The 23566-nt window shown below is 71.7% G+C and carries 21 protein-coding genes; 19 read left to right on the forward strand and 2 right to left on the reverse strand.

The window, feature by feature from the left end; all coding sequences use genetic code 11:
• Positions 1-53: 53 nt before the first annotated feature.
• The gene (gene aroC / locus D1825_RS12060; RefSeq protein ID WP_118767668.1) at positions 54-1241 is read left to right on the forward strand and encodes a chorismate synthase; all 1188 of its coding nucleotides are present in this window, start codon (positions 54-56) and stop codon (positions 1239-1241) included.
• An 81-nt stretch (positions 1242-1322) separates the two neighbouring features.
• Here the strand turns inward: aroC and D1825_RS12065 are convergent, their stop codons facing one another.
• Positions 1323-5249, reverse strand: coding sequence for a fibronectin type III domain-containing protein (locus tag D1825_RS12065; RefSeq protein ID WP_118767669.1), 3927 nt, complete (start codon positions 5247-5249; stop codon positions 1323-1325).
• 177 nt (positions 5250-5426) lie between these two features.
• Here D1825_RS12065 and D1825_RS12070 point away from each other — a divergent pair, with 177 nt between their 5' ends.
• The 7 genes from D1825_RS12070 to nusB all read left to right on the forward strand — a co-directional run bounded on the left by D1825_RS12070 (position 5427) and on the right by nusB (position 9796).
• Positions 5427-5993: a shikimate kinase gene (locus tag D1825_RS12070; protein ID WP_118767670.1), complete on the forward strand. Its 567-nt coding sequence runs from the start codon at positions 5427-5429 to the stop codon at positions 5991-5993.
• A complete protein-coding gene (gene aroB, locus D1825_RS12075) occupies positions 5990-7102 on the forward strand; it encodes a 3-dehydroquinate synthase (protein ID WP_118767671.1) in 1113 nt (370 codons plus the stop codon). Before D1825_RS12070 ends, aroB begins: the two co-directional genes overlap by 4 nt.
• 18 nt (positions 7103-7120) lie before the next feature.
• Complete coding sequence (locus tag D1825_RS12080) at positions 7121-7570, forward strand: type II 3-dehydroquinate dehydratase (RefSeq protein ID WP_118767672.1); 450 nt, start codon at positions 7121-7123, stop codon at positions 7568-7570.
• Between the two features lie 85 nt (positions 7571-7655).
• Positions 7656-8270 carry a hypothetical protein gene (locus D1825_RS12085; protein ID WP_118767673.1) on the forward strand — a complete coding sequence of 205 codons (615 nt, stop codon included), beginning with the start codon at positions 7656-7658 and terminating at the stop codon, positions 8268-8270.
• A 69-nt stretch (positions 8271-8339) separates the two neighbouring features.
• Positions 8340-8717, forward strand: coding sequence for a hypothetical protein (locus D1825_RS12090; protein ID WP_118767674.1), 378 nt, complete (start codon positions 8340-8342; stop codon positions 8715-8717).
• Between the two features lie 97 nt (positions 8718-8814).
• A complete protein-coding gene (gene efp / locus D1825_RS12095; RefSeq protein WP_118767675.1) occupies positions 8815-9378 on the forward strand; it encodes an elongation factor P in 564 nt (187 codons plus the stop codon).
• Between the two features lies 1 nt (position 9379).
• On the forward strand, positions 9380-9796 hold the full coding sequence (gene nusB, locus D1825_RS12100; protein WP_118767676.1) for a transcription antitermination factor NusB: 417 nt from the start codon (positions 9380-9382) through the stop codon (positions 9794-9796).
• A 42-nt stretch (positions 9797-9838) separates the two neighbouring features.
• Here the strand turns inward: nusB and D1825_RS12105 are convergent, their stop codons facing one another.
• Positions 9839-12136: a putative bifunctional diguanylate cyclase/phosphodiesterase gene (locus tag D1825_RS12105; RefSeq protein WP_118767677.1), complete on the reverse strand. Its 2298-nt coding sequence runs from the start codon at positions 12134-12136 to the stop codon at positions 9839-9841.
• Positions 12137-12566: 430 nt separating this feature from the next.
• Between D1825_RS12105 and D1825_RS12110 the strand changes: the two genes are divergently transcribed.
• From D1825_RS12110 to rpoZ, 11 genes are all read left to right on the forward strand, one after another.
• Positions 12567-13340, forward strand: coding sequence for a putative protein N(5)-glutamine methyltransferase (locus D1825_RS12110; protein WP_118767678.1), 774 nt, complete (start codon positions 12567-12569; stop codon positions 13338-13340).
• 110 nt (positions 13341-13450) lie between these two features.
• The gene (gene pyrR, locus D1825_RS12115; RefSeq protein WP_118767679.1) at positions 13451-14038 is read left to right on the forward strand and encodes a bifunctional pyr operon transcriptional regulator/uracil phosphoribosyltransferase PyrR; all 588 of its coding nucleotides are present in this window, start codon (positions 13451-13453) and stop codon (positions 14036-14038) included.
• A complete protein-coding gene (locus D1825_RS12120) occupies positions 14035-15012 on the forward strand; it encodes an aspartate carbamoyltransferase catalytic subunit (RefSeq protein ID WP_118767680.1) in 978 nt (325 codons plus the stop codon). Before pyrR ends, D1825_RS12120 begins: the two co-directional genes overlap by 4 nt.
• The gene (locus D1825_RS12125; protein WP_118767681.1) at positions 15009-16328 is read left to right on the forward strand and encodes a dihydroorotase; all 1320 of its coding nucleotides are present in this window, start codon (positions 15009-15011) and stop codon (positions 16326-16328) included. Before D1825_RS12120 ends, D1825_RS12125 begins: the two co-directional genes overlap by 4 nt.
• Positions 16325-16849, forward strand: coding sequence for a PH-like domain-containing protein (locus D1825_RS12130; protein WP_118767682.1), 525 nt, complete (start codon positions 16325-16327; stop codon positions 16847-16849). The genes D1825_RS12125 and D1825_RS12130 overlap by 4 nt, the downstream gene beginning before the upstream one ends.
• Positions 16846-18012: a glutamine-hydrolyzing carbamoyl-phosphate synthase small subunit gene (gene carA, locus D1825_RS12135; protein WP_118767683.1), complete on the forward strand. Its 1167-nt coding sequence runs from the start codon at positions 16846-16848 to the stop codon at positions 18010-18012. The genes D1825_RS12130 and carA overlap by 4 nt, the downstream gene beginning before the upstream one ends.
• Positions 18012-21344 (forward strand): carbamoyl-phosphate synthase large subunit, encoded by a 3333-nt coding sequence (carB, locus tag D1825_RS12140; RefSeq protein WP_118767684.1) that lies wholly within the window; start codon positions 18012-18014, stop codon positions 21342-21344. Before carA ends, carB begins: the two co-directional genes overlap by 1 nt.
• Positions 21341-22180 (forward strand): orotidine-5'-phosphate decarboxylase, encoded by an 840-nt coding sequence (pyrF, locus tag D1825_RS12145; RefSeq protein WP_118767685.1) that lies wholly within the window; start codon positions 21341-21343, stop codon positions 22178-22180. Before carB ends, pyrF begins: the two co-directional genes overlap by 4 nt.
• A gap of 138 nt (positions 22181-22318) precedes the next feature.
• The gene (gene mihF, locus D1825_RS12150; protein ID WP_118767686.1) at positions 22319-22630 is read left to right on the forward strand and encodes an integration host factor, actinobacterial type; all 312 of its coding nucleotides are present in this window, start codon (positions 22319-22321) and stop codon (positions 22628-22630) included.
• A gap of 43 nt (positions 22631-22673) precedes the next feature.
• On the forward strand, positions 22674-23243 hold the full coding sequence (gmk, locus tag D1825_RS12155; protein ID WP_118767687.1) for a guanylate kinase: 570 nt from the start codon (positions 22674-22676) through the stop codon (positions 23241-23243).
• A gap of 49 nt (positions 23244-23292) precedes the next feature.
• Positions 23293-23556 carry a DNA-directed RNA polymerase subunit omega gene (rpoZ, locus tag D1825_RS12160; RefSeq protein ID WP_118767688.1) on the forward strand — a complete coding sequence of 88 codons (264 nt, stop codon included), beginning with the start codon at positions 23293-23295 and terminating at the stop codon, positions 23554-23556.
• The last annotated feature ends 10 nt before the right edge of the window (positions 23557-23566 follow it).

Here is a 23566-nt window from a genome sequence, read left to right on the forward strand (position 1 = left end):
CGCGGTGTGGACTCACACCGCGGGCGCCCGCACTCGCATGAAAGGATGGCGCCATGCTGCGGTGGTTGACGTCGGGTGAGTCGCACGGTCCGGCGTTGGTCGGTGTTCTCGAGGGGCTGCCGGCCGGAGTCGAGCTCGTGACGCGCGATCTCCAGGACGCTCTCGCGCGTCGGCGGCTCGGCTATGGGCGCGGTGCGCGCATGAAGTTCGAGCAGGACGAGGTCCGGGTGCTGGGCGGGCTGCGGCACGGCGTGACCCAGGGCGGGCCGCTCGCCATCGAGATCGGCAACACCGAGTGGCCCAAGTGGGTCGAGGTCATGTCTGCGGACCCGCTCGACGACTCCGCAGTTCTGCAGCGCGCTCGCAACGCACCGCTCACCCGGCCACGACCCGGCCACGCCGACCTCGTCGGCATGCGCAAGTACGGCTTCGACGACGCGCGCCCTGTGCTCGAGCGTGCCTCGGCCCGTGAGACTGCGACCCGGGTAGCGCTGGGTACTGTCGCTGCGCACTTCCTGGAGCAGGCGGCGGGCATCCGACTCGTCTCGCACGTCGTCGGCATCGGTCCCGTGAGCGTCCCCGACGACGCAACGCTGCCGACTCCCGACGACGTGGCGCTGCTGGACGCCGATCCGGTGCGCTGCCTGCACGCGGACAGTGCTGCGGCGATGGTCGAGGAGATCGACGAGTGCCACAAGGAGGGGGACACCCTCGGCGGTGTGGTCGAGGTGCTCGCGTACGACGTGCCGTCCGGCCTCGGCTCCTACGTTCATGGCGATCGCCGCCTCGACGCGCGCCTCGCCGGCGCGCTCATGGGGATCCAGGCGATCAAGGGCGTCGAGGTCGGTGACGGGTTCCGTACGGCGACTCGCCGCGGCTCCCAGGCGCACGACGAGATCGACCGCGTGGACGGTCGCGTGCGGCGACGTTCGAACCGAGCCGGAGGGCTCGAGGGCGGCATGACGAACGGTGAGATCCTGCGCGTTCGCGCAGCGATGAAGCCGATCTCCACCGTGCCTCGCGCCCTCGCGACGATCGACACGAGCACGGGCGAGGCGACCAAGGCCCAGCACCAGCGGTCCGACGTGTGCGCCGTCCCGCCTGCGGCCGTGGTGGCTGAGGCGATGGTCGCCCTGGTGCTCGCCGACGCACTGATCGAGAAGACGGGTGGCGACTCCGTGCTCGAGGTCCGGCGCAACCTCGAGGCCTACGTCGCCGCGATCCCCGAGCTCTTGCGGTAAGTCCGAAGGCTTGTGAAGAAGGCCGGTCCCTCCAGGGACCGGCCTTCTTCACATCAAGGTGAGTCGTGCGAAACCGCGAGGTCAGCGGGCGACCACCTTGACGACCCCGCTGGCGGGGCTGCTCCCGAGGTTGCTGCGGGCGATGACGCGGAAGAAGTACTTCTTGCCCTTGGTCGCCTTGGTCCACGTGTAGCTCGTCGCCGACGACTTCGCCGTGGTGAGCGTCTTCCACGACTTTCCGGTCGTGGAGTACTGCACCTGGTAGCCGGAGATCGTCGAGCCGTTGGTGGTCGACTTCGTCCAGGCCACCTTGATCTTCTTCGAACCCGTCGCCGTCGCCTTGACGCCTCGCGGGGCGGCGGGCTTCGTCGCGGGCACGAAGGACACGGCCGTCGACGCGGTACCCGTGCCGAGCGCGGACCTGGCGGAGACGCGCACCTGGTACGACGTGCCGTTCGTCAGTCCGGTGAGGGTCACCTTGACGGTGGTCGCGCTCGTCGCGCGCGTCGCCCAGGGACCCCACGTGCCCTTCTTCGGGTCCTTCGCGCGGTACTCGAGGGCGTAGCCCGAGATCGCCGCCCCTCCGTTGGACGAAGGCGCCGTCCACGACACCAGAGCCGTGCGGTCGCCTCGCGTTGCCTTGACGGAACGAGGTGCACTCGGCAGCGCGAGGGTCGCGGTGCTCAGGGTCGCGGCGGGCCCGGTGCCCACCGCGTTCACGGCAGCGACACTGACGGCGTACGACGAGCTCGAGGCGAGGCCGCTCACGGTCACCGAGGTGCCCGTCGAAGCGAGTGCGGACGAGACCGTGACCCATGCGCCCGAGCCCTTGCGGTACTTGACCGCGTACCCGGTGACGGCAGATCCGCCGGTCGAGCTCGAGCTCAGAGCCCTCCACGACACCTTCAGGGAGTTGGTCGTCGCTGTCGCGGCGAGGCTCGTGACCGCCGCCTTCGGAGCGCCCGGCGTTGTGGCCGAGCGGACAGCCGACCACGCACTGCCGCCCTCGGCGTTGTAGGCCTGGAGCTGGAACTCGTAGGTGGTGTCGACCGCGAGACCGGTGAGCGTGCGGGACTCCACACCGGCCTCGACGTTCAGCACTGTCCAGGCCGTCTCGGCGCCCGTGGGATTCGACGCGCGGTAGGCGAGTCGGAACGCGGGCGCGTCGGCCGAGCCGCGGTTCGCCCCGGCGGGTGTGACCCACTCGACCGCGGCCTGCGTCCCGATGATGCTCACCTTCGAGATCGTGACTCCGGCGGGCGGGTTCACGACGCTGAACGTGCCGAAGGTCGAACGTCCGAGCTTGACGCGCGTCGAGCTCGTGTTGGTCTTCTCGGGTACGGCCGTGACCTGCCAGTAGTAGGTCGTGCCGTAGTTGAGCGTCGAGGGGATGGCGTACGAGGTGCTCGTCGTCTCCGCGGCGGTCGCTGAGTCGAGCGACCCCGGCGCGGTGGCGTACTGGACGAGGTAGCGCGAGGCGCCGGGCACGGCCGCCCAGTCGAGCACGCGGTCGGCGCTCGTCAGGACCGCGCCGTCGGGCGTCGCCAGCGCGGGCGCGGGTGCCGCCACAGTGAAGGTGCCCACGGCCGACTCGAGGGACAGGTACCCGCTGTTGTCGTAGGAGGACACGATCCACTCGTACGTACCGTCGTCCAGGTCTCGCACCGCGGCGGCGGTCTGGGTCACCTGCGTCGGGCTCGTGGGCCAGGCGCTTCCCACGGCCCGGACCTTGACGCCGTACTTGGCGGCAGCTGTGGTCCCTGTCCAGGAGAGCGTGGCGGACGTCCCGTCGACCTGAGCGCTGAGGGCCGTGGGGGCCGGCGCCGCGACGGTGAAGGGGACGTTCTCGGTGTAGTTCCCCGCGTTGCCGAGCGCATCGAGGGCCGCCACCTTGAAGTAGTAGCTTCCCGGTGCCAGGGGCTTCTGGGCGGCGTCGAGAGTCTTGGCCACGTAGGTCGGGTACTCGACCTTGATCGTGCCCTTCGAGGTCAGCGAGGAGTCGAGGACGGTCACGGCGTAGCCACGGCTGCCGCCGTCCGCCGGCGCGGAGGAGGCCTGGGGGCGCCACGCGAACACCACCGAGCCGTCGGACGCGGTCGTCGTCGGCGAGACACCGGTGAAGTCGATGCGTGTGCTGCTCTTCTGCCAGAAGGCTCCGGACGTGTAGGTCGAGCCCACGGGCGTCGTGTACTCGGAGAAGGAGTCGTTCATCGAGATGCCGCGGACCTGCCAGCAGTACTCGCCCGACGTCTCGTCGTCGAAGACACCGTTGATGCGCAGGCGCGTCTGCATCGTGTACTGGGTCGTGACCAGGACGCTGCAGTCGTAGTCGTGGTACACGGCGACCTGGTAGGCGTTCGCGCCCGCGACCGGGGACCACGTCATGAGCGGGGCCGGCTTGCCGAGCGTGGTCGACGCCTCTGTCGACCACGCCGCGGTGTCGACCGCGGCCGTGGCCGCCGTGCCGACGCGTGCCGATCCGACCGTGAAGTAGCGCTTGCGGCTCGTGTCACCGTTGTCCACGTCCGACCACAGGGACTCCTGCGAACCCGCGGGGGTAGCGGCCTGGATCGTCGTGGTCGCGCTGCCCGAGTAGTCGATGGCGCGCACGCGCCACTCGTAGAGGCCGCCGGCGTCCATGCGTTGCGCGCGGTTGGAGTTCCACAGGCAGGCGGCGTCGCCGTCGAGTGCTGCGCCGTCGTTCGCGCCCTCGACGACCTTCGCGACGATCGTCGCCGACGTCGAGGCAGTGCGGCAGTACAAGGTCTTGCGAGTGTCCTCGGAGCTGCTGAGGACGGGGATGGCCTCGACCTCGTAGAGGGTGGCCCTCGGGACGGGGGCCCACGTGAGCAGCAGCTCGTCCAGAGCCACGGTCGTGGGGTTCTGGATCTGCGTCGAACCGAACGTCGGCTGCGGGTACGTCTTGCTGAACGAGGTCGCGCTCGTCGTCGCGGCCGTCTGCCCACCCCACGCCTTGCGGAACTCGACCGCGCTCGAGGGCTGCCCCGGGTTGCCCGCCGGGTCGTAGGCGGTGACCTGCCACCAGTAGTTGCCGTCGACGAGCTGCACGAGCGGCACGTAGGTGGTGCTCGTGGACTCCGCGGAGATCTTGGTCGTCGTGACGACGCCTGTCGCGTCGTCGACCGCCTGCCCGATGACGATGACGTACTTCGTGGCGCCGGCCACGGGGGTCCAGGTGAACTTGAGATCGCTCTGGATCGTGGACGTGCCCACCGGTGACACCAGGGTCGGGGCGGAGCTTGCCGCGGTCCACCGGACGGTGAACGTCCCCGGCTCGGCCTGTGCGGGCCCGGTCACCGTGCTCGTGCTGGTCGCCGTGACCGGGCTGCCGAACACCGCCTGGACCTTCCAGTACCACTGCACCGGCGCGCCGGATGACGTCCTCGCCAACGGAGCCGGGGGTGCGTACGCGGTTCCGGTGAGCCCTGTGACAACGGTCGTCGGGCTGCCCGAGGGCCAGCTGGGGTCCGACGTGTACGTCAGGGTGTAGGACACCGCGCCGGGGACCGGCGTCCAGCGGAATGCCACCGCGCTCGGGTAGTCGACCGTCGCCCCCTGAACGGGAGAGAGGAGCTCGGGTGTGCCTGCCGCGGCGACCTCGACGGTCTGGGGGGCCGAGTAGTCACCTCGCGAAGCGGCCGTCGTCCCGGAGGAGTGCGCCGCGACGCGCCAGTAGAGCCCGCGCGCCTCGCTCGCGCCGAGCGTGCGCTCCGGGATCCAGGTGCGAGCCGTCGTCGTCCGCGTGGCGATGATGTTCGACGTCGCGAACTGGTCGTCGGTGGCGACCTCGATCGTGTACCCGGTCGCGCCGTCGACTCCCGACCACCTGAACTGCAGGTCGCCGTCCATCACACGGGTCGACAAGCTCTCGGGGGCAGCGAGCACGGCGGTCGTGGCCGCCGTCGCCGGCGCGACGAACGACACGGCGCTCCCCACCACGATCATGGAGGCCGCCACGATGGCCGCAGCCGTTCTGCGCAGGATCACGATGCCTCCAGGCACGCTCGGAACAGGGTTCGTCGGCTCATCGGCACGCGGGTCGGTCGGGGTGAGGCCCGGTCATGATCGAGCCAGACGTTCACCCGTCTGGCGGCAGTGGGTCCCGCCAGTCATCTGCCGGGACAGACCCGGGGTGGGCCTGTCGGCTGGGTTAGTCTCGCGCTCGTGCCGCTCTCCGACCGCCCAGGACCACGCATCGTTCTCATCGGCCCGCCCGGCGCAGGGAAGACGACCGTCGGTGGAGCTCTCGCGGAACGGTGGCAGCTCGCGCTCCGTGACACGGACAGTGACGTCAAGGCGGTGGCGGGCAAGGCCATCGCCGAGATCTTCGTCGACGACGGCGAGCCCCACTTCCGCGCGCTCGAGCACGAGGCCGTCAGCGCAGCCCTGCAGCAGCACGACGGCGTCCTGGCCCTCGGCGGCGGCGCGATCCTCGACGAGCGCACCCAGGGCGCGCTGGCGGCCTACGCAGAGAACGGCGGCGTGATCGTCTTCCTCGACGTCACCCTCACGCACGCGGCCCCGCGGGTCGGCTTCAACCAGTCCCGCCCGCTGCTGCTCGGCAACCCGCGCGCGCAGTGGCAGGCGCTCATGGAGGCCCGGCGGCCGGTCTACGAGCGCCTCGCCACGATCACGGTCCTGACCGACCACCTGCGCCCGGCCGACGTGGCCGAGCACATCGAGACCGAGCTGGCCGCGCTGCGGCAGGCAGCCGTGGAGGACGAGGCATGACGACGACGGTCACCGTGGACGGCGCCCAGCCGTACGACGTCCTCATCGGGCACCACCTGCTCGGCGAGCTCCCGGCGATGATCGGGCGGGACGCCAAGCGCGTGCTCGTCGTGCATCCGGCAGCCCTCGCGACGACGGCCGACATCGTCATCGAGGACCTCCGCGCCGCGGGCTACGAGGCGTTCGGCGCCGAGGTGCCCGATGCCGAGGAGGCCAAGACCGCGCAGGTCACCGCGTTCCTGTGGGGCGTGCTCGGGCAGGCGGACTTCACGCGCAGCGACGCGGTGGTCGCCGTGGGCGGCGGCGCGACGACCGACCTCGGCGGGTTCGTCGCCGCGACGTGGCTGCGGGGGATCAAGGTCGTGCAGGTCCCGACGACGCTGCTCGCGATGGTCGACGCGGCCGTCGGGGGCAAGACCGGGATCAACACGGCCGAGGGCAAGAACCTCGTCGGCTCGTTCCACCCGCCGGCGGGCGTCCTGTGCGACCTGGCCGCGCTGGCCTCGATGCCGAAGCACGACTTCGTCGCGGGCCTGGCCGAGGTCGTGAAGTGCGGTTTCATCGCCGACCCGCAGATCCTCGAGCTCGTCGAGGCGAACGTCGAGGTCCTCACGGACCCGGTCGCAGCCTCGACCTCACCGGTGCTCGCCGAGCTCGTCGAGCGGGCCGTCGCCGTCAAGGCACGGGTCGTCGGCGAGGACCTCAAGGAGGCCGGCCTGCGCGAGATCCTCAACTACGGGCACACCTTCGCGCACGCGATCGAGAACGTCGAGCGCTACCAGTGGCGGCACGGCGCCGCGGTCTCCGTGGGCATGGTCTACGTCGCCGAGCTCGCGCGGCTGGCGGGGCGGCTGCCCGACGAGGTCGTCGACCGGCACCGCTCGATCCTCACCTCCCTCGGGCTGCCCGTGACGTACCGGAGCGACCGGTGGGAGCGGCTGCTGACCGCGATGCGTCGGGACAAGAAGACGCGCGGCGACCTGCTGCGGTTCGTGGTGCTCGAGGACATCGGCAAGCCCGTGCGGCTCGAGGGCCCGGACCCGACGCTGCTGGTCGCGGCGTACGCGGAGATCAGCCGCGACGAGACGTCCACGGCGATCGCGCTCTAGGGGCCTATCGTGGCGGCCATGACGCGCGTGCTGGTGCTCAACGGCCCCAACCTCGGCCGGCTCGGTTCCCGGGAGCCGGAGGTGTACGGGTCGGCCACGCACGCGGACCTGGTCACCTCGGTCAAGGGCTGGGCCGACGAGCAGGGGATCGACGCCGAGGTGCGGCAGACGGACGACGAGTCCGAGCTGGTCGGCTGGCTGCACGAGGCCGTCGACACGCGCGTCGACGTGGTCCTGAACCCTGCCGCCTTCACGCACTACTCCTACGCGCTGCGCGACGCGGCCGCGCAGGTGACGAAGTCGGGCCTGCGGCTCGTCGAGGTCCACATCACGAACCCGTACGCGCGCGAGTCGTTCCGCCACCTGTCGGTCATCGGGCCGGTGGCGACGGGCACGATCGCCGGGTTCGGCCTGGACTCGTACCGGCTGGCCCTCGCGTCGCTCGCGCACAAGGCCCCATCGCTGTAGATGGATCAACAAGTCTGTTGACCTGTTTGGCGGTCAACAACGTTGAGGACTTGTGCATGCGTCTACAAGGCTCGATGATTGTGCAATGACCTATGTCATGACGATCGACCAGCGGGGCTCCCGCGTGCACGGCGACCACGTCGACGCATTCCTCGTCGAGCTCGCCGCGCTCCTCGCGGACCGCGAGCACGGCGTCGTGCGCGGGTTCGAGCGAGCCGTGGGCGACGAGGTCCAGGGCGTCCTGGACGATCCCGACCTCGTCGTCGACATCGCGCTGACGGTCAGCCGCGGCGGAGGGTGGTCCGTCGGGATCGGGGCGGGCCCCGTCGACGAGCCCCTGCCGGAGTCGGTCCGTGCCGGGTCCGGCACGGCGTTCATCCTGGCGCGCACCGCCGTCGAGGCGGCCAAGAGCCGCAGCCGCTCGGTGTCGCTGGCCGTGCGGGGCATCGACGACGGCGCCGGCCGCGACGCGGAGGCCGTGCTCGTCCTGGCCGCAGCCGCGGCCGCTCGAAGGTCGCCCGCGGGCTGGGAGGTCGTCGACGCGATGACCGAGCCCGGCGTGCGCCAGGAGGACGTCGCGACGCGGCTCGGCGTCTCGCAGCAGGCCGTCAGCCAGCGCCTGCGCGCCGCGCTGTGGGCCGAGGAGAGCGCCGCACGCAGCGCGGCGGCGCGGCTGCTGAGGATCGCTGCGGGGGAGTAGGAGAGTGTCGGATGGACCGATGCGTCCCGTTCCGCCACGATCGAGGCCGGACCACCCACAAGGAGCCCCGTGCACGTCGCCGTCGTGATCGCCGCCCTGCTCGTCTCCGCCGCGGGCGGATGGCTCGTCGTGATGGGGGTGCTGCGCCTGGCGTCGCGGTCCGGGGACGCGGGCGCGCCCGCCGCAGACGGTCCGCAGGGTCCGCAGGCGATCGCCTCGCTGCGCGGCGGCACGTGGATCGGCATCCTCGAGCGGCTCGCGGTGACGATGTGCGTGCTGGTTGACGAGTCGGCGGGCATCGCGGTCGTCGTCGCGGTCAAGGGCCTGGGCCGCTTCCCCGAGCTGCGCGAGAACCCCGGCGCCTCGGAGCGGTTCGTCATCGGCACGCTGGCCTCGCTCGTCTGGAGCGCCGCGATCGGCGTCGGCGCCCGGGCTCTGCTCACCTGAGCGAGTGCGGGCAGGTACGATGGTCGGCGGTCTGCGGACCGGCGTCCTGAGCGCCGGCGCAGAGGACACTCTCCCCAAAGACAGGAAGCGACGGATCGTGGCGACCACCAACGACCTCAAGAACGGCACCGTGCTGAAGATCGACGGCCAGCTGTGGACCGTCATCGAGTTCCAGCACGTCAAGCCCGGCAAGGGTGGCGCCTTCGTCCGCACCAAGCTGAAGAACGTGCTGTCCGGCAAGGTCGTCGACCGCACGTTCAACGCCGGCCTGAAGGTCGAGACGGCGAACGTCGACAAGCGTGACATGCAGTACCTGTACAAGGACGGCACCGACTTCGTGTTCATGGACACGGACACGTTCGACCAGCTGTACATCCCGGAGACCACGGTCGGCGACGTCGCCCACTTCCTCCTGGAGAACCAGAACGCGATGGTCGCGACCAACGAGGGCGCGCCGCTGTACGTCGAGCTCCCGCCGTCGGTCATCCTCGAGGTCACCTACACCGAGCCCGGCCTGCAGGGCGACCGCTCGTCGGCCGGCACCAAGCCCGCCACGCTCGAGACCGGCTACGAGATCCAGGTGCCGCTGTTCCTCGAGTCGAACACGAAGGTCAAGGTGGACACCCGCGACGGGAGCTACCTCGGCCGCGTGAACGACTGACGTGGGAGCTCGCACCAAGGCTCGCAAGCGGGCGCTCGACGTCCTGTTCGAGGCCGACCAGCGCGAGCTGGCGCCCATCGAGCTCCTGGCGCAGCGCATCGCGCAGCCCGGCGCCGAGACCGCGCTGCCGCAGTACTCCGTCGACCTGGTCGAGGGCGTCGTGGCGGAGCAGGGCCGGATCGACGAGCTGCTCGCGACGCACGCGCACGGCTGGACGATCGAGCGCATGCCCGCCGTCGACCGCGCGCTGCTGCGCCTGGGCACGTGGGAGATCCTCTTCAACGACGACGTCCCCGACGCCGTTGCGGTCGACGAGGCTGTGGAGCTCGCACGCTCGCTGTCGACCGACGAGTCGCCCGCGTTCGTCAACGGGCTCCTCGGCCGGATCATCGACCTGAAGCCGACGCTGCTCGCCTGAGCTTCACCACAAAAGGGCGCCTCCACCGGGGGCGCCCTTTTGTCATGCCAGGTTGTGCACGACCGTCAGGGGACCGGTCTCGGGCCCGCGCGGCTGCGTCGGCACCGAGCGCAGCGGGCGCTGCGCGTGCCACGCGCCCGTCCCGGGGCGCGGGCCGCGGATGGGCAGGGTCGCGGCCGCGCGGCCGAGGAAGTTGCCCTGCACGCGTCGCACGCCCAGGTCGACGAGCGTCGCGAGGTCCGACGAGCGCTCCACGCCCTCGGCCACCACGTCGAGGCCGTGCACGGACGCGAGCTCGAGGATCGCGCGGATGACCGAGGCCCCGCGGTCCGTGCCGACCTCGCGGACGAACGAGCGGTCGATCTTGAGCACGTCCACCGGCAGGCGGGACAGGCGCGCGAGCGAGGAGTAGCCGGTGCCGAAGTCGTCGACCGCGATCTTGGCGCCGCGCGCCCGCAGCTCCGACAGCAGCGGCACGGCCGGTCCCGTGCGGACCAGCGCGCTCTCCGTGATCTCGAGCGTGAGGTGCTCCCAGTACGTGTCGCCCCACGCGGCCTCGATCTGCTCGAGCGCGTCGGGCGCGGCGAGCTGACGCGCCTCGAGGTTGACCGCGACGGGGACCTGGAACCGGTCGAGCGCGCGGCGCGACTGCGCGAGCATGGCCAGCCCGATCGGCACGATCAGTCCGGTCTCCTCGGCGAGCTCGAGCCAGTCCGCCGGTAGGAGCAGGTGGCCGTGGTCGTCCCAGCGCGCCAGGGCCTCGACCTGCATGACCTCGAGGGTGCGGGCGTCGACGATCGGCTGGAAGTAGGCGGTGAACTGGCCGTCGGCGACCGCGGTCTCGAGCGCCGCGCGGTGGTGGCGCGCCGCCTCGACCCGGCGACGCAGCGCCCGGTCGTAGACCCGAAACCCCGTGCGCGAGCGCTTGGCCTCCATCATCGCGGTGTCGGCGTGGCGCATGAGGGCGTCGGGGTCGACGACGTCACCGGGCACCCAGGACGCGACGCCCACCGACAGCCGCGCCGCCCGCGCGCCGACGGTCCGGTCGACGAAGCCCTCGCGCAGGTTCCGGGCCAGCGCGACGAGGTCGACGTCCTGCGGCGCACGCGAGATGACGACGACGAACTCGTCGCCGCCGAGCCGGCCGACGAACCGCTGGGCGTCTCCCTGCGCGAGCGCGCGCAGGTGGTCGGCGACCCGGACCAGGACGGCGTCTCCGCCCTCGTGGCCGTGCAGGTCGTTGAACCGCTTGAAGCCGTCGAGGTCGCAGTAGACGAGCGAGACTCGCGTGCGCTCGACGTTCGCCTGCTCGATCGCGTCCCGCAGGTGCTTCTCGACCGCGCGGCGGTTCGGCAGCCGCGTGAGTGGGTCGCTGAAGGCGGTGCGCTCGAGGCTCGACGTCAGCGCGTAGCGCTCGGCCGCCGCGGAGACGATCTGCGAGAGGTCGACGAGGAAGGTCCGCTCCTGGGCGGTGTGCGCGGCGGGGGAGTAGAGCTCGGTGACGAACCGGCCGTGCGAGATGGTGCGCAGCGAGCCCTCGACCTCGGGGTCGGCCAGGATCGTGCGTGCCTCGTCACGCGCGCGCAGCAGCAGGCTCTCGGCGTCGCGCGCGAACCAGGCGGCGTTGGCCAGCCGCGCGGTCGCGTCGCGCATGAGGTGCTGCGTGCGGGCCACGCGCTGCGCCTGGCGCAGCCGCACGAGCGCCATCGTGCCGAGTGCGAACCCGAGCGGGATCGACCACAGCGCGACGAGCATCGCGCTGAGGTACTCGTTCGTGATGATGCCGCCCGCCGTGAGCATCGCGAGGGACTCGGCGCCGGCAACCACCAGCAAGGCGCCGAGCCGACTGACCTTGTGCGATCCGATGCAGGCGACGACGTAGGCGACGGAGATCAACGCGACGGCGACGAGCACCGCCGTGACGACGACGTCCACACCGTGCCGCGGCGAGGTCGGGTGCCACCACCAGGCGGCCGCGCCGCCGAGCAGGAGCGTCGTGGAGATCGCGACCCACCAGCGGATCGGCGGCCCCGCGGCGAACGCGCGCGTCGCGGGGATGGCCAGCAGCAGGAAGAGCCCGACGAGCTGGGTGTGCGCGAACTGCAGCGCGTCCTGGACCGCGCCCGGGTCGGTGAACGCGAAGAGCCCACCGGCGAGCAGCAGCAGCGCGATGTCTGCGGACCAGATCAGCGCCCACTCGGCGCCGGCGCGGCGACGCTCGCCCCGCCACCAGATCCACTGGAGCAGGCAGAACCCACCGACGAGCCCGGCTGCCAGCAGCTGGACCATCGTGACCCACATCGGGACAGTTCCGAGCACGAACGGGACATCGGCATCCATCGCGGACAACCTGACGTGGCATCTGGGTGATCCACCCCGAATCTGGGCAGTCGTCCAACTCGGCGCTCGGCCAGATCCGGCGAGTGTGCGCGGGGGTGTGCGGCACGCCGGGCAAGGTGCGGCGTGCCGCACACCCGCCCGCACCCCGGAGGGCAGTCGTGGGCAGGCCGCGCCGGCCCGCTGCTCCGATGAGTGCACGCGTGGTTGCACGACACGCCGTGGGGAATGCGGCGTGTCGTTCAACCATGCGCTCCGCGACGCGCAGAGGAGGTGGGTCGGTGAGGGGGTGGTGGAGGCGCGCGGGTGAGGCAGGCGGGGAGAGCCGTGGAGCAGGCGCGCGGCGAGACCGGTGGGGCAGGCGCGCGGGTAGACCGATGGGGCAGGCCGGGAGGAGACACGCAAGGCCCGGTGCGGGCGATAGCGTCGCGGCGTGGAGATCGACGCGCTCGTGGCGCGGTTGCGGGCGGCTGGGTGCGTGTTCGCGGAGGACGAGGCGGCCCTGCTCCTCGGCACCGGGGCGACGGGGGAGTCGCTCGGGCGCCTGGTGCAGCGGCGCGTCGAGGGTGAGCCGCTCGAGCAGGTGCTCGGCTGGGCGGAGTTCGACGGGCTGCGGATCGCGGTGGCGCCGGGGGTGTTCGTCCCCCGACGACGCTCGGAGCTGCTGGTCCGCATCTGTGCCGAGATCCTCGAGGACCGCCCGACGAGCATCGTCGTCGACCTCTGCTGCGGCACCGGGGCCCTGGGCGCGGCGATCGCTCGCCGCACGCCCGGCGCCGAGGTGCACGGCGCGGACCTCGACCCCGACGCGGTCGCCTGTGCCCGTCGCAACCTCGCACTGGTCCACGAGGGCGACCTGTTCGAAGCACTGCCTCCGGAGCTGCGGGGCCGGATCGACCTCGTCGTGATCAACGCGCCGTACGTCCCCACCGACGCGATCGCCCTCATGCCTCCCGAGGCGCGCGACCACGAGCACCGCATCGCCCTCGACGGCGGCACCGATGGCCTCGACCTGCACCGCCGCATCGCCGCCGACGCCGGCACCTGGCTGGCCCCGGGCGGCGCGGTCGTCATCGAGACGAGCGAGCGTCAGTCCCCGACCACACTCGCCCTCTTCGAGCGGGCGGCCCACCGGGCCGAGATCGTCCGCGACGACGACCTCGACGCGACCGCCGTCGTCGCGCGCCCGCGGAGCGGTCCGACGTGAGCGACGTCGCACGTGAGACGGCACCGGCCCGGTGGGGGGCCCGCGGTAGGGTGAGGGCTTGACAGCAGTCCTTTAACTCCCGTCCTGTGAGGCGGGGAAGGAGTCGCTCCATGAGCAGTGCCCTGCCCACACCTGAGCAGCCCGACCAGCCCGCTGACGCCACCGTCGTCCTCGGCGGCCCCGAGATCGCGCGGGCGCTGACGCGCATCGCGCACGAGATCCTCGAGCGGAACAAGGGCGGCGCCGACGTCGTCCTGCTGGGCATCCCGACCCGGGGCCTGCCCCTTGCGCAAAGGCTTGCCACGAGGCTGGTCGAGGTCGAGCCCACGCTCGACGCGGCGACGCTCGTCGGCAGCATCGACGTGACGATGTACCGCGACGACCTCGCGCAGCACCCCACGCGCACCATCGGCAGCACCGACCTCCCGGGTGCCGGCATCGACGGCAAGGTCGTCGTCCTGGTCGACGACGTGCTCTTCTCGGGGCGGACGATCCGCGCGGCGCTCGACGCGATCTCCGACCTGGGCCGCCCGCGCGCGGTGCAGCTCGCGGCGCTCGTCGACCGCGGCCACCGCGAGCTGCCGATCCGCGCCGACTTCGTCGGAAAGAACCTGCCGACCTCGACGACCGAGCGCGTGCGGGTGCTCCTGGACGAGACCGACGGCCGCGACGCCGTCCTGATCGAGGGGACCCGATGAAGCACCTGCTCTCGACCGGCAGCCTGTCCCACAAGCAGGCCGTGCGGATCCTCGACACGGCCGGCCAGATGGCCGCGACCCAGGCGCGCGAGATCAAGAAGCTGCCGACGCTGCGCGGCCGCACCGTGGTCAACCTCTTCTTCGAGGACTCCACGCGCACCCGCATCTCGTTCGAGACCGCCGCCAAGCGGCTGTCCGCGGACGTCATCAACTTCTCCGCAAAGGGCTCGAGCGTCTCCAAGGGCGAGTCGCTCAAGGACACCGCGTTGACCCTGCAGGCCATGGGCGCGGACGCGGTCGTCATCCGGCACCACGCGAGCGGCGCCCCGCACACGCTGGCCCACTCGGGCTGGACCAACGGCGCGGTCATCAACGCGGGCGACGGCACCCACCAGCACCCGACGCAGGCGCTGCTCGACGCGTACACGCTGCGCCGCCACCTCACGGGAGGTGGCGACCCGAGCGGCCGCGACCTGGCCGGGCTGCGCGTGGCGATCGTCGGCGACGTGCTGCACAGCCGGGTCGCGCGGTCCAACGTCCAGCTCCTGCACACGCTGGGCGCCGACGTCACGCTCGTCGCGCCGCCCACGCTGCTGCCGGTCGGTGTCGAGGCCTGGCCCGCCGAGGTGTCCTACCACCTGGACGAGGTCATCGACACGAAGCCCGACGCGATCATGATGCTCCGGGTCCAGCGCGAGCGGATGTCGAGCTCGGGCGGCGGATTCTTCCCGAGCCCGCTGGAGTACACGCGGGGCTACGGCCTCGACGCGCGGCGGCTGGCGGCCATGCCGGACCACGCGATCGTGCTGCACCCCGGGCCGATGAACCGCGGCCTGGAGATCTCCGCGGACGCCGCCGACTCGCCGCGCGCGGTGATCGTCGAGCAGGTCGCCAACGGGGTCGCGGTCCGGATGGCCGTGCTGTACCTGCTTCTTTCTGGGAACGAGTCGAACGAGACGAAGGTGGACGCGTGAGCACCGGCCGGAAGTACCTGCTGCAGAACGTGGCCCCCTACGGCGGGGAGCGCACCACCGTGCTGCTCGCGGACGGCGTCATCGCAGCCATCGGCACCGACGTGACCGACGACGACGCGACGATCATCGACGGCCGCGGGCTCGTCCTGCTGCCGGGCCTCGTCGACCTGCACACCCACCTGCGCGAGCCGGGCCGCGAGGACGCCGAGACGATCCGCACGGGCACGCGCGCCGCCGCGCTGGGCGGCTTCACGGCCGTGCACGCGATGGCCAACACCACGCCGACGCAGGACACCGCGGGCGTCGTCGAGCAGGTCTGGAGCCTCGGCCGCGAGGCCGGCTGGGCCGACGTGCACCCGATCGGTGCCGTGACCGTGGGGCTCGAGGGCGAGCGGCTCGCCGAGCTCGGCGCGATGGCTGAGTCCAAGGCGCAGGTCCGGGTCTTCTCGGACGACGGCAAGTGCGTGCACGACCCGGTGCTCATGCGCCGCGCGCTCGAGTACGTCAAGGCGTTCGACGGCGTCGTGGCGCAGCACGCGCAGGAGCCCCGCCTGACCGAGGGCGCCCAGATGCACGAGGGCATCGTGTCCGCGGAGCTCGGCCTGGCCGGCTGGCCCGCCGTGGCCGAGGAGGCGATCATCGCCCGCGACGTGCTGCTCGCCGAGCACGTCGGCTCGCGCCTGCACGTGTGCCACCTGTCGACCGCAGGCTCGGTGGAGATCATCCGCTGGGCCAAGTCGCGCGGTATCGACGTGACCGCCGAGGTCACGCCGCACCACCTGATCCTCACCGACGAGCTGGCCCGCGGCTACGACCCGACGTTCAAGGTCAACCCGCCGCTGCGCACCCAGCGTGACGTCGAGGCGGTCCGCGCGGGCCTGGCCGACGGCACGATCGACATCGTCGCGACCGACCACGCGCCGCACACGCGCGAGGACAAGGACTGCGAGTGGGCGGCCGCCGCGTTCGGCATGACCGGCCTCGAGACCGCGCTCTCGGTGGTGCAGGAGACCATGGTCGACACCGGCCGCCTGACCTGGGCCGACGTAGCGCGCGTGCTGTCCGAGACGCCCGCGCGCATCGGGCGCGTGTCCGACCACGGCCGCCCGATCGCCGTGGGGGAACCCGCCAACCTCGTGCTCGTCGACCCCGCGGCGCGGCGCGTCATCAACCCCGACGAGCAGGCCACCAAGTCCGGCAACTCGCCGTTCCGGGGGCGCGACCTGTCAGGCTGCGTCGTCGCGACCTTCCTGCGCGGGCGCGCGACGGTGATGGGCGGGGCGTCCTGCGACGAGGACGTGGTGGCACGCGCATGACGGCACGCGAGGGAGTCTCGGTCGTCGTCCTGCTCGCTGTCCTGGCGCTCGCGCTGTGGGGCATGCGGGCCGGCTGGAACCACCGCCGCACGCGCACGGCCGACCTGGGCGTGCTGCCCACCGCACCGGCCGACCTCGGCGCCGCGCACGGCGAGCCGATCGAGGCGGTCTACGTCTCGACCACCCGCGCGGGCGACTGGCTCGACCGGGTCGTCGCGCAAGACCTCGGGGTCCGGAGCCCGGCGACCGTCAGCGTGCACGACGCGGGAGTCCTCGTCGAGCGCCGCGGCACCGCCGACGTGTTCATCCCGACGAACGCCCTGCGCGCGGCCGGCACCGCGCCCGGCATGGCCGGCAAGTACGTCGGCAAAGAAGGGCTCGTCGTCCTGACCTGGGCCCCCGACCCGACCGACGAGCGCGGCCTGGACACGGGCCTGCGCACCAAGCACACCGCTGACGGCCCCCTGCTGGTCGACGCGGTCAACGCTCTGCTGACTGACGGCACGAAGGAGAAGTCATGACCGACGCAGTCCTGGTCCTCGAGGACGGGCGCACGTTCGCCGGGCAGGCCTACGGCGCCCGCGGCACCACGCTCGGCGAGATCGTCTTCAACACCGGCATGACCGGCTACCAGGAGACCCTGACCGACCCGTCCTACCACCGGCAGATCGTCGTCATGACGGCCCCCCACATCGGGAACACGGGTGTGAACGACGACGACCAGGAGTCGGCCCGCATCTGGGTCGCCGGGTACGTGGTCCGCGACCCCGCGCGCCGCGCCTCGAACTGGCGCAGCACCCGCACGCTCGACGACGACCTGCAGGAGCAGGGCGTCGTGGGCATCAGCGGCATCGACACCCGCGCCCTGACGCGCCACCTGCGCGAGCGCGGCGTGATGCGCGCCGGCGTGTTCTCGGGCGACGCGCTGGCGGGCAAGGAGCGCGACGAGCTGCTCGCCGAGGTCCTGGCCGCCCCGCAGATGGTGGGCGCGGACCTGGCCGGCGAGGTCTCGACCGACGAGGCCTACGTGGTCGAGGCTCTCGGCGCGGACGGCGAGAAGCTCGAGACGCCGGTCGCGGTCGTCGCGGCGATCGACCTCGGCATCAAGGCGATGACCCCCCAGCGGCTCGCCGAGCGCGGCGTCCGGGTGCACGTGCTGCCCTCGAACGCCTCGATCGACGACGTCCTGGCCACGGAGCCCGACGGCGTCTTCTTCTCCAACGGCCCCGGCGACCCGAGCGCGGCGACGCACGAGATCGAGCTGCTGCGCGACGTGCTCGACCGCAAGATCCCGTTCTTCGGCATCTGCTACGGCAACCAGCTCCTGGGCCGGGCACTCGGCTACGGCACCTACAAGCTGGGCTACGGCCACCGCGGCGTGAACCAGCCCGTGATGGACCGGATCACCGGCAAGGTCGAGATCACGGCCCACAACCACGGCTTCGCGGTCGACGCGCCCCTCGACGGCGAGTCCACGGCCCCGCACGACGACGGCCGCTACGGCCGGGTCATCGTCAGTCACGTCGACCTCAACGACGACGTCGTCGAGGGCCTGCAGGCGCTCGACCTGCCGGCGTTCTCCGTGCAGTACCACCCGGAGGCCGCGGCCGGCCCGCACGACGCCGCGCATCTCTTCAACCGCTTCGTCGACCTCATGAACCAGAACCAGAAGGGTGCCGCCTGATGCCCCGCCGCACTGACATCCACAGCGTCCTGGTCATCGGGTCCGGCCCGATCGTCATCGGCCAGGCCTGCGAGTTCGACTACTCCGGGACGCAGGCCTGCCGCGTGCTGAAGGAGGAGGGCCTGCGGGTCATCCTCGTGAACTCCAACCCGGCCACGATCATGACCGACCCCGAGTTCGCCGACGCGACCTACGTCGAGCCGATCACCACCGACGTGCTGACCTCGATCATCGCCAAGGAGCGCCCGGACGCGATCCTGCCGACCCTCGGTGGCCAGACGGCCCTCAACGCGGCGATCGCGCTCGACGAGGCCGGCGTGCTCGAGAAGTACGACGTCGAGCTCATCGGCGCGAACATCCCCGCCATCCAGAAGGGCGAGGACCGCGAGCAGTTCAAGCACGTCGTCGAGAAGTGCGGCGGCGAGTCCGCGGCCTCGGTGATCATCCACACGATCGACGAGGCGCTGGCCGCGGTCGAGCAGCTCGGCTACCCGATGGTCGTGCGCCCGTCGTTCACCATGGGCGGCCTCGGCTCGGGCATCGCGTACGACGAGAGCGACCTGCGTCGCATCGTCGGGCAGGGCCTGCACTACTCGCCGACCACCGAGGTGCTCCTGGAGGAGTCCATCCTCGGCTGGAAGGAGTACGAGCTCGAGCTCATGCGCGACAAGAATGACAACGTGGTGGTCGTCTGCTCGATCGAGAACGTGGACCCGGTCGGCGTGCACACCGGCGACTCGGTGACCGTCGCGCCCGCGCTGACGCTCACGGACCGCGAGTACCAGGACCTGCGCGACATCGGCATCGCGGTCATCCGCGAGGTCGGCGTCGACACCGGCGGGTGCAACATCCAGTTCGCCGTCGAGCCGACCACGGGCCGGATCGTCGTCATCGAGATGAACCCTCGCGTGTCGCGTTCGTCGGCGCTCGCCTCCAAGGCGACCGGCTTCCCGATCGCCAAGATCGCCGCCAAGCTGGCCGTCGGCTACACGCTCGACGAGATCCCCAACGACATCACGGGCGGCGTGACACCCGCGTCGTTCGAGCCCACGCTCGACTACGTCGTCGTCAAGGTGCCCCGGTTCGCGTTCGAGAAGTTCCCGGCCGCCGACGACACCCTGACCACGACGATGAAGTCCGTCGGCGAGGCCATGGCCCTGGGTCGCAACTTCACCGAGGCGCTCGGCAAGGCCATGCGGTCGATCGACAAGAAGGGTTCGACGTTCCACTGGGACGGCGACGCCCTCACCGGGGACGCGCTCGAGGCGCTGGTCGCCACGATCAGCCGCCCCACCGAGGAGCGCCTGGTCAACGTCCAGCAGGTGCTGCGCTTCGGCGTGAGCCTCGAGCGGGTCTACGAGCTCACCGGCATCGACCCGTGGTTCCTCGACCAGATCCAGCTCATCAACGAGGTCGCCGAGTCGACCCGGACCGCCGAGGCCCTCACGCGCGAGGTGCTCACGCACGCGAAGCGGCACGGGCTGTCCGACGTGCAGATCGCCTCGCTGCGCCGCACGTCCGAGGACGCCGTGCGCGGCGCCCGCCACGCGGTCGGCCTGCGCCCGGTCTTCAAGACGGTCGACACGTGCGCGGCCGAGTTCCAGGCGTCCACGCCGTACCACTACTCGTCCTACGACGAGGAGTCCGAGGTCGCCCCGCGCACGCGTCCCGCGATCCTCATCCTGGGCTCGGGCCCGAACCGCATCGGCCAGGGCATCGAGTTCGACTACTCGTGCGTGCACGCCGCGCTGGCCCTCAAGGGCGAGTTCGAGACCGTGATGGTCAACTGCAACCCCGAGACGGTCTCCACCGACTACGACACGAGCGACCGGCTCTACTTCGAGCCGCTGACGTTCGAGGACGTGGTCGAGGTCTACCACGCCGAGCTCGCGGCCGGCCCGATCGAGGGCCTGATCGTCACGCTCGGCGGCCAGACCCCGCTCGCGCTCGCGCAGCGGCTCGCCGACGCGGGCCTGCCGATCCTCGGCACCTCGCCCGCCGCGATCGACCTCGCCGAGGACCGCGGAGAGTTCGGCAAGGTGCTCGAGGCCGCCGGGCTGCCGGCTCCGGCGTTCGGCACCGCGACGACGCTCAACGGCGCGCGCGACACCGCACGCCGCATCGGCTTCCCCGTCCTCGTGCGCCCGTCGTACGTGCTGGGCGGCCGCGGCATGGAGATCGTCTACGACGAGCCGCAGCTCGCCGAGTACGTCCAGCGCGCGCTCGACAACGCGGCCGACGGCGGCCGGGCCGGGACCCTGCCCCCGCTGCTCATCGACCGCTTCCTCGACGACGCGATCGAGATCGACGTGGACGCGCTGTTCGACGGCACCGAGATGTTTCTCGGCGGCGTCATGGAGCACATCGAGGAGGCCGGCATCCACTCCGGCGACTCCGCGTGCGTCCTGCCGCCCGTCACGCTCTCCACGAGCGAGCTCGAGCGCATCCGCCTGTCCACCGAGGCGATCGCGCGCGGCGTGGGCGTGCACGGGCTGCTCAACATCCAGTTCGCGCTCGTCTCCGACGTGCTCTACGTCCTCGAGGCCAACCCGCGCGCGTCGCGGACAGTGCCGTTCGTCTCCAAGGCGACGGGCGTCTCGCTCGCCAAGGCCGCCGCGCTCGTCATGGCCGGCCACTCCATCGCCGCCCTGCGCGCGCAGGGCATCCTGCCCGAGCACGACGCGAGCGTGCTCGACCTCGACGCGCCGATCGCCGTCAAGGAGGCCGTCCTGCCGTTCAAGCGGTTCCGGACGCGCGAGGGCCAGGTCGTCGACACCGTGCTCGGCCCGGAGATGCGCTCGACCGGTGAGGTGATGGGCTTCGACGTCGACTTCCCGACGGCGTTCGCCAAGTCGCAGGACGCGGCGTTCGGCGGGCTGCCCTCGGGTGGCCGGGCGTTCATCTCGGTCGCCGACCGCGACAAGCGCTCGATCGTCTTCCCGGTCAAGCGGCTCGCGGAGCTCGGCTTCGAGATCCTCGCGACCGAGGGGACGGCCACGGTGCTGCACCGCTCGGGCATCCGCTCCACGGTCGTGCGCAAGTACTCGTCGGGCCGCGGCGAGGCGGGGGAGCCGACGATCGTCAACCTGATCACCGAGGGTTCGGTGGACCTCGTCGTCAACACGCCCTCCGGCCAGGGCGCCCGCGCCGACGGCTACGAGATCCGCGCGGCCACGGTCGCCGCGGACAAGGCGATGATCACCACGGTCCAGCAGCTCGGCGCGGCCGTGCAGGCCATCGAGGCCGCTCAGGCCGGCCCGTTCGCCGTGACGAGCCTGCAGGATCACGACGCGGCTGCTCGCGCGCGCCGCGAGCCGAAGGCGTCGGCATGACGTTCGGGGCGCGGCTCGCGGCCGCGATGGACGAGCACGGGCCGCTCTGCGTGGGCATCGACCCGCACGAGAGCCTGCTCGCGGACTGGGGCCTGCCCGACGACGCCAGCGGGCTGCGCAGCTTCGCGCAGATCGTCATGGAGGCCGTCGGGGGGCGCGTGGCGGCCGTCAAGCCGCAGGCGGCTTTCTTCGAGCGGCACGGGTCCGCGGGCGTCGCGGTGCTCGAGGAGGTCGTGGCAGCCGGCCGCGAGACGGGGACGCTGGTGATCGTCGACGCCAAGCGCGGCGACATCGGCTCGACGATGGGCGCCTACGCCGACGCGTTCCTGCGCGACGGCTCGCCGCTGGCCGGCGACGCGCTCACCGTCTCGCCGTACCTCGGCTTCGGCTCGCTCGACCCCGCGGTCGACCTCGCGCTCTCGTCGGGCCGCGGGCTGTTCGTGCTGTGCCTGACCTCCAACAAGGAGGGCCACGAGGTCCAGCACGCCCGCACGGCCGACGGGGCCAGCGTGGCGTCGCTCATGGCGTCGCGCGCAGCGGCCCTCAACGCCGGGTCGGACCCGATGGGCTCGATCGGGCTCGTCGTCGGGGCGACCGTCGGCGACGCCGCCGAGCGCACCGGCACGGATCTCACGGCCGTGAACGGACCGCTGCTCGCTCCTGGGGTCGGTGCCCAGGGCGCCGGGGCCGCGGAGCTCACGGCCGTCTTCGGGGCCGCACGCCGCCAGGTGCTCGCCTCGTCGTCGCGCGGCGTGCTGCGTGCGGGACCCGACGTCGCGTCGCTCCGCACGGCGGCCCTGGAGGCCTCGAGCGAGGCTGCGGCGGCCCTGCGCTAGCACTATCACCCCACATCCGTGCAGGTCGGGTGTGCAGATCGGCCCGTACGCGTTGCCCTCCGGGGGAGTGCTCGCTAGGTTCGGAAGCACGGTCCCGCGCCTCGTGGATCGCCCGCCCACTGACGGAAGGTGACGCGCGTGGCTCTTCCTCCGCTGACTCCCGAACAACGCGCCGCGGCGCTGCAGAAGGCCGCCATCGCGCGGCAGGCTCGCGCCGAGGTCAAGAATCGGCTGAAGTACTCGCAAGGCACGTTGTCGGACGTGATCAAGCAGGGCCAGGCCGACGAGACGATCGGCAAGCTCAAGGTCGTCTCGCTGCTGGAGTCCCTGCCCGGCGTCGGCAAGGTCAAGGCGCGTGCGATCATGTCCGAGATCGGCATCTCGGAGACCCGGCGCGTCCGCGGTCTCGGCCCTCACCAGGTGGAGGCACTCGTCGCACGCTTCGGGTGACCATCGCAGTCCACCCTGACGCACGAGGAGTACCGCACCACCCATGACGACGACGCCCGCCCGGCTGACCGTTCTCGCCGGACCGACAGCCGTCGGCAAGGGAACCGTGTCTGCCGACGTCCGCGCACGCTTCCCTCAGGTCTGGCTCTCGGTCTCGGCGACGACGCGCTCGCCGAGGCCGGGAGAGATCGACGGCGTCCACTACCACTTCGTCAGCGCCGACGAGTTCGACCGCATGGTCGCCGCCGGTGACCTGCTCGAGTGGGCCGTGGTGCACGGCCGCAACCGGTACGGCACGCCGCGCGGCCCGGTCGAGGCCCGCCTGGCAGCGGGGGAGCCCGCGCTGCTCGAGATCGACCTGCAGGGCGCGCGCCAGGTGCGTGCGTCGATGCCCGACGCGCGGTTCGTCTTCCTCGCGCCGCCGTCCTTCGCCGAGCTCGAGCGCCGGCTCGTCGGCCGCGGCACCGAGGACGCCGAGGAGCGTGAGCGCCGGCTGACCACCGCCCGCGTCGAGCTCGCGGCGGAGTCGGAGTTCGACCACGTCGTCGTCAACGACGACGTCCACCGCGCCACGGACGAGCTCATTTCGATCATGGGCATCGCCAGCAGGTAGAATCGCTGGCAGTTCTCCAAGCCACCCCCCAACTTTCGGGAGTCCCACCGTGTCCGGAACCGTCGCAGCCCCCATCGGCATCACCGACCCGCCCATCGACCAGCTGCTCGAGCGTGCCGACTCCAAGTACTCCCTGGTGCTCTACTCGGCCAAGCGTGCGCGCCAGATCAACGCGTACTACTCGCAGCTCAACGAGGGCCTGCTCGAGTACGTCGGCCCGCTGGTCGAGACCCGTCCGCAGGAGAAGCCGCTGTCGATCGCGATGCGCGAGATCGACAAGGGCCTGCTGACCTCGCAGGCCACGGAGGAGTAAGACCTCAGAG

The organism is Cellulomonas rhizosphaerae, from assembly GCF_003470205.1.
Lineage (GTDB): Bacteria > Actinomycetota > Actinomycetes > Actinomycetales > Cellulomonadaceae > Cellulomonas > Cellulomonas rhizosphaerae.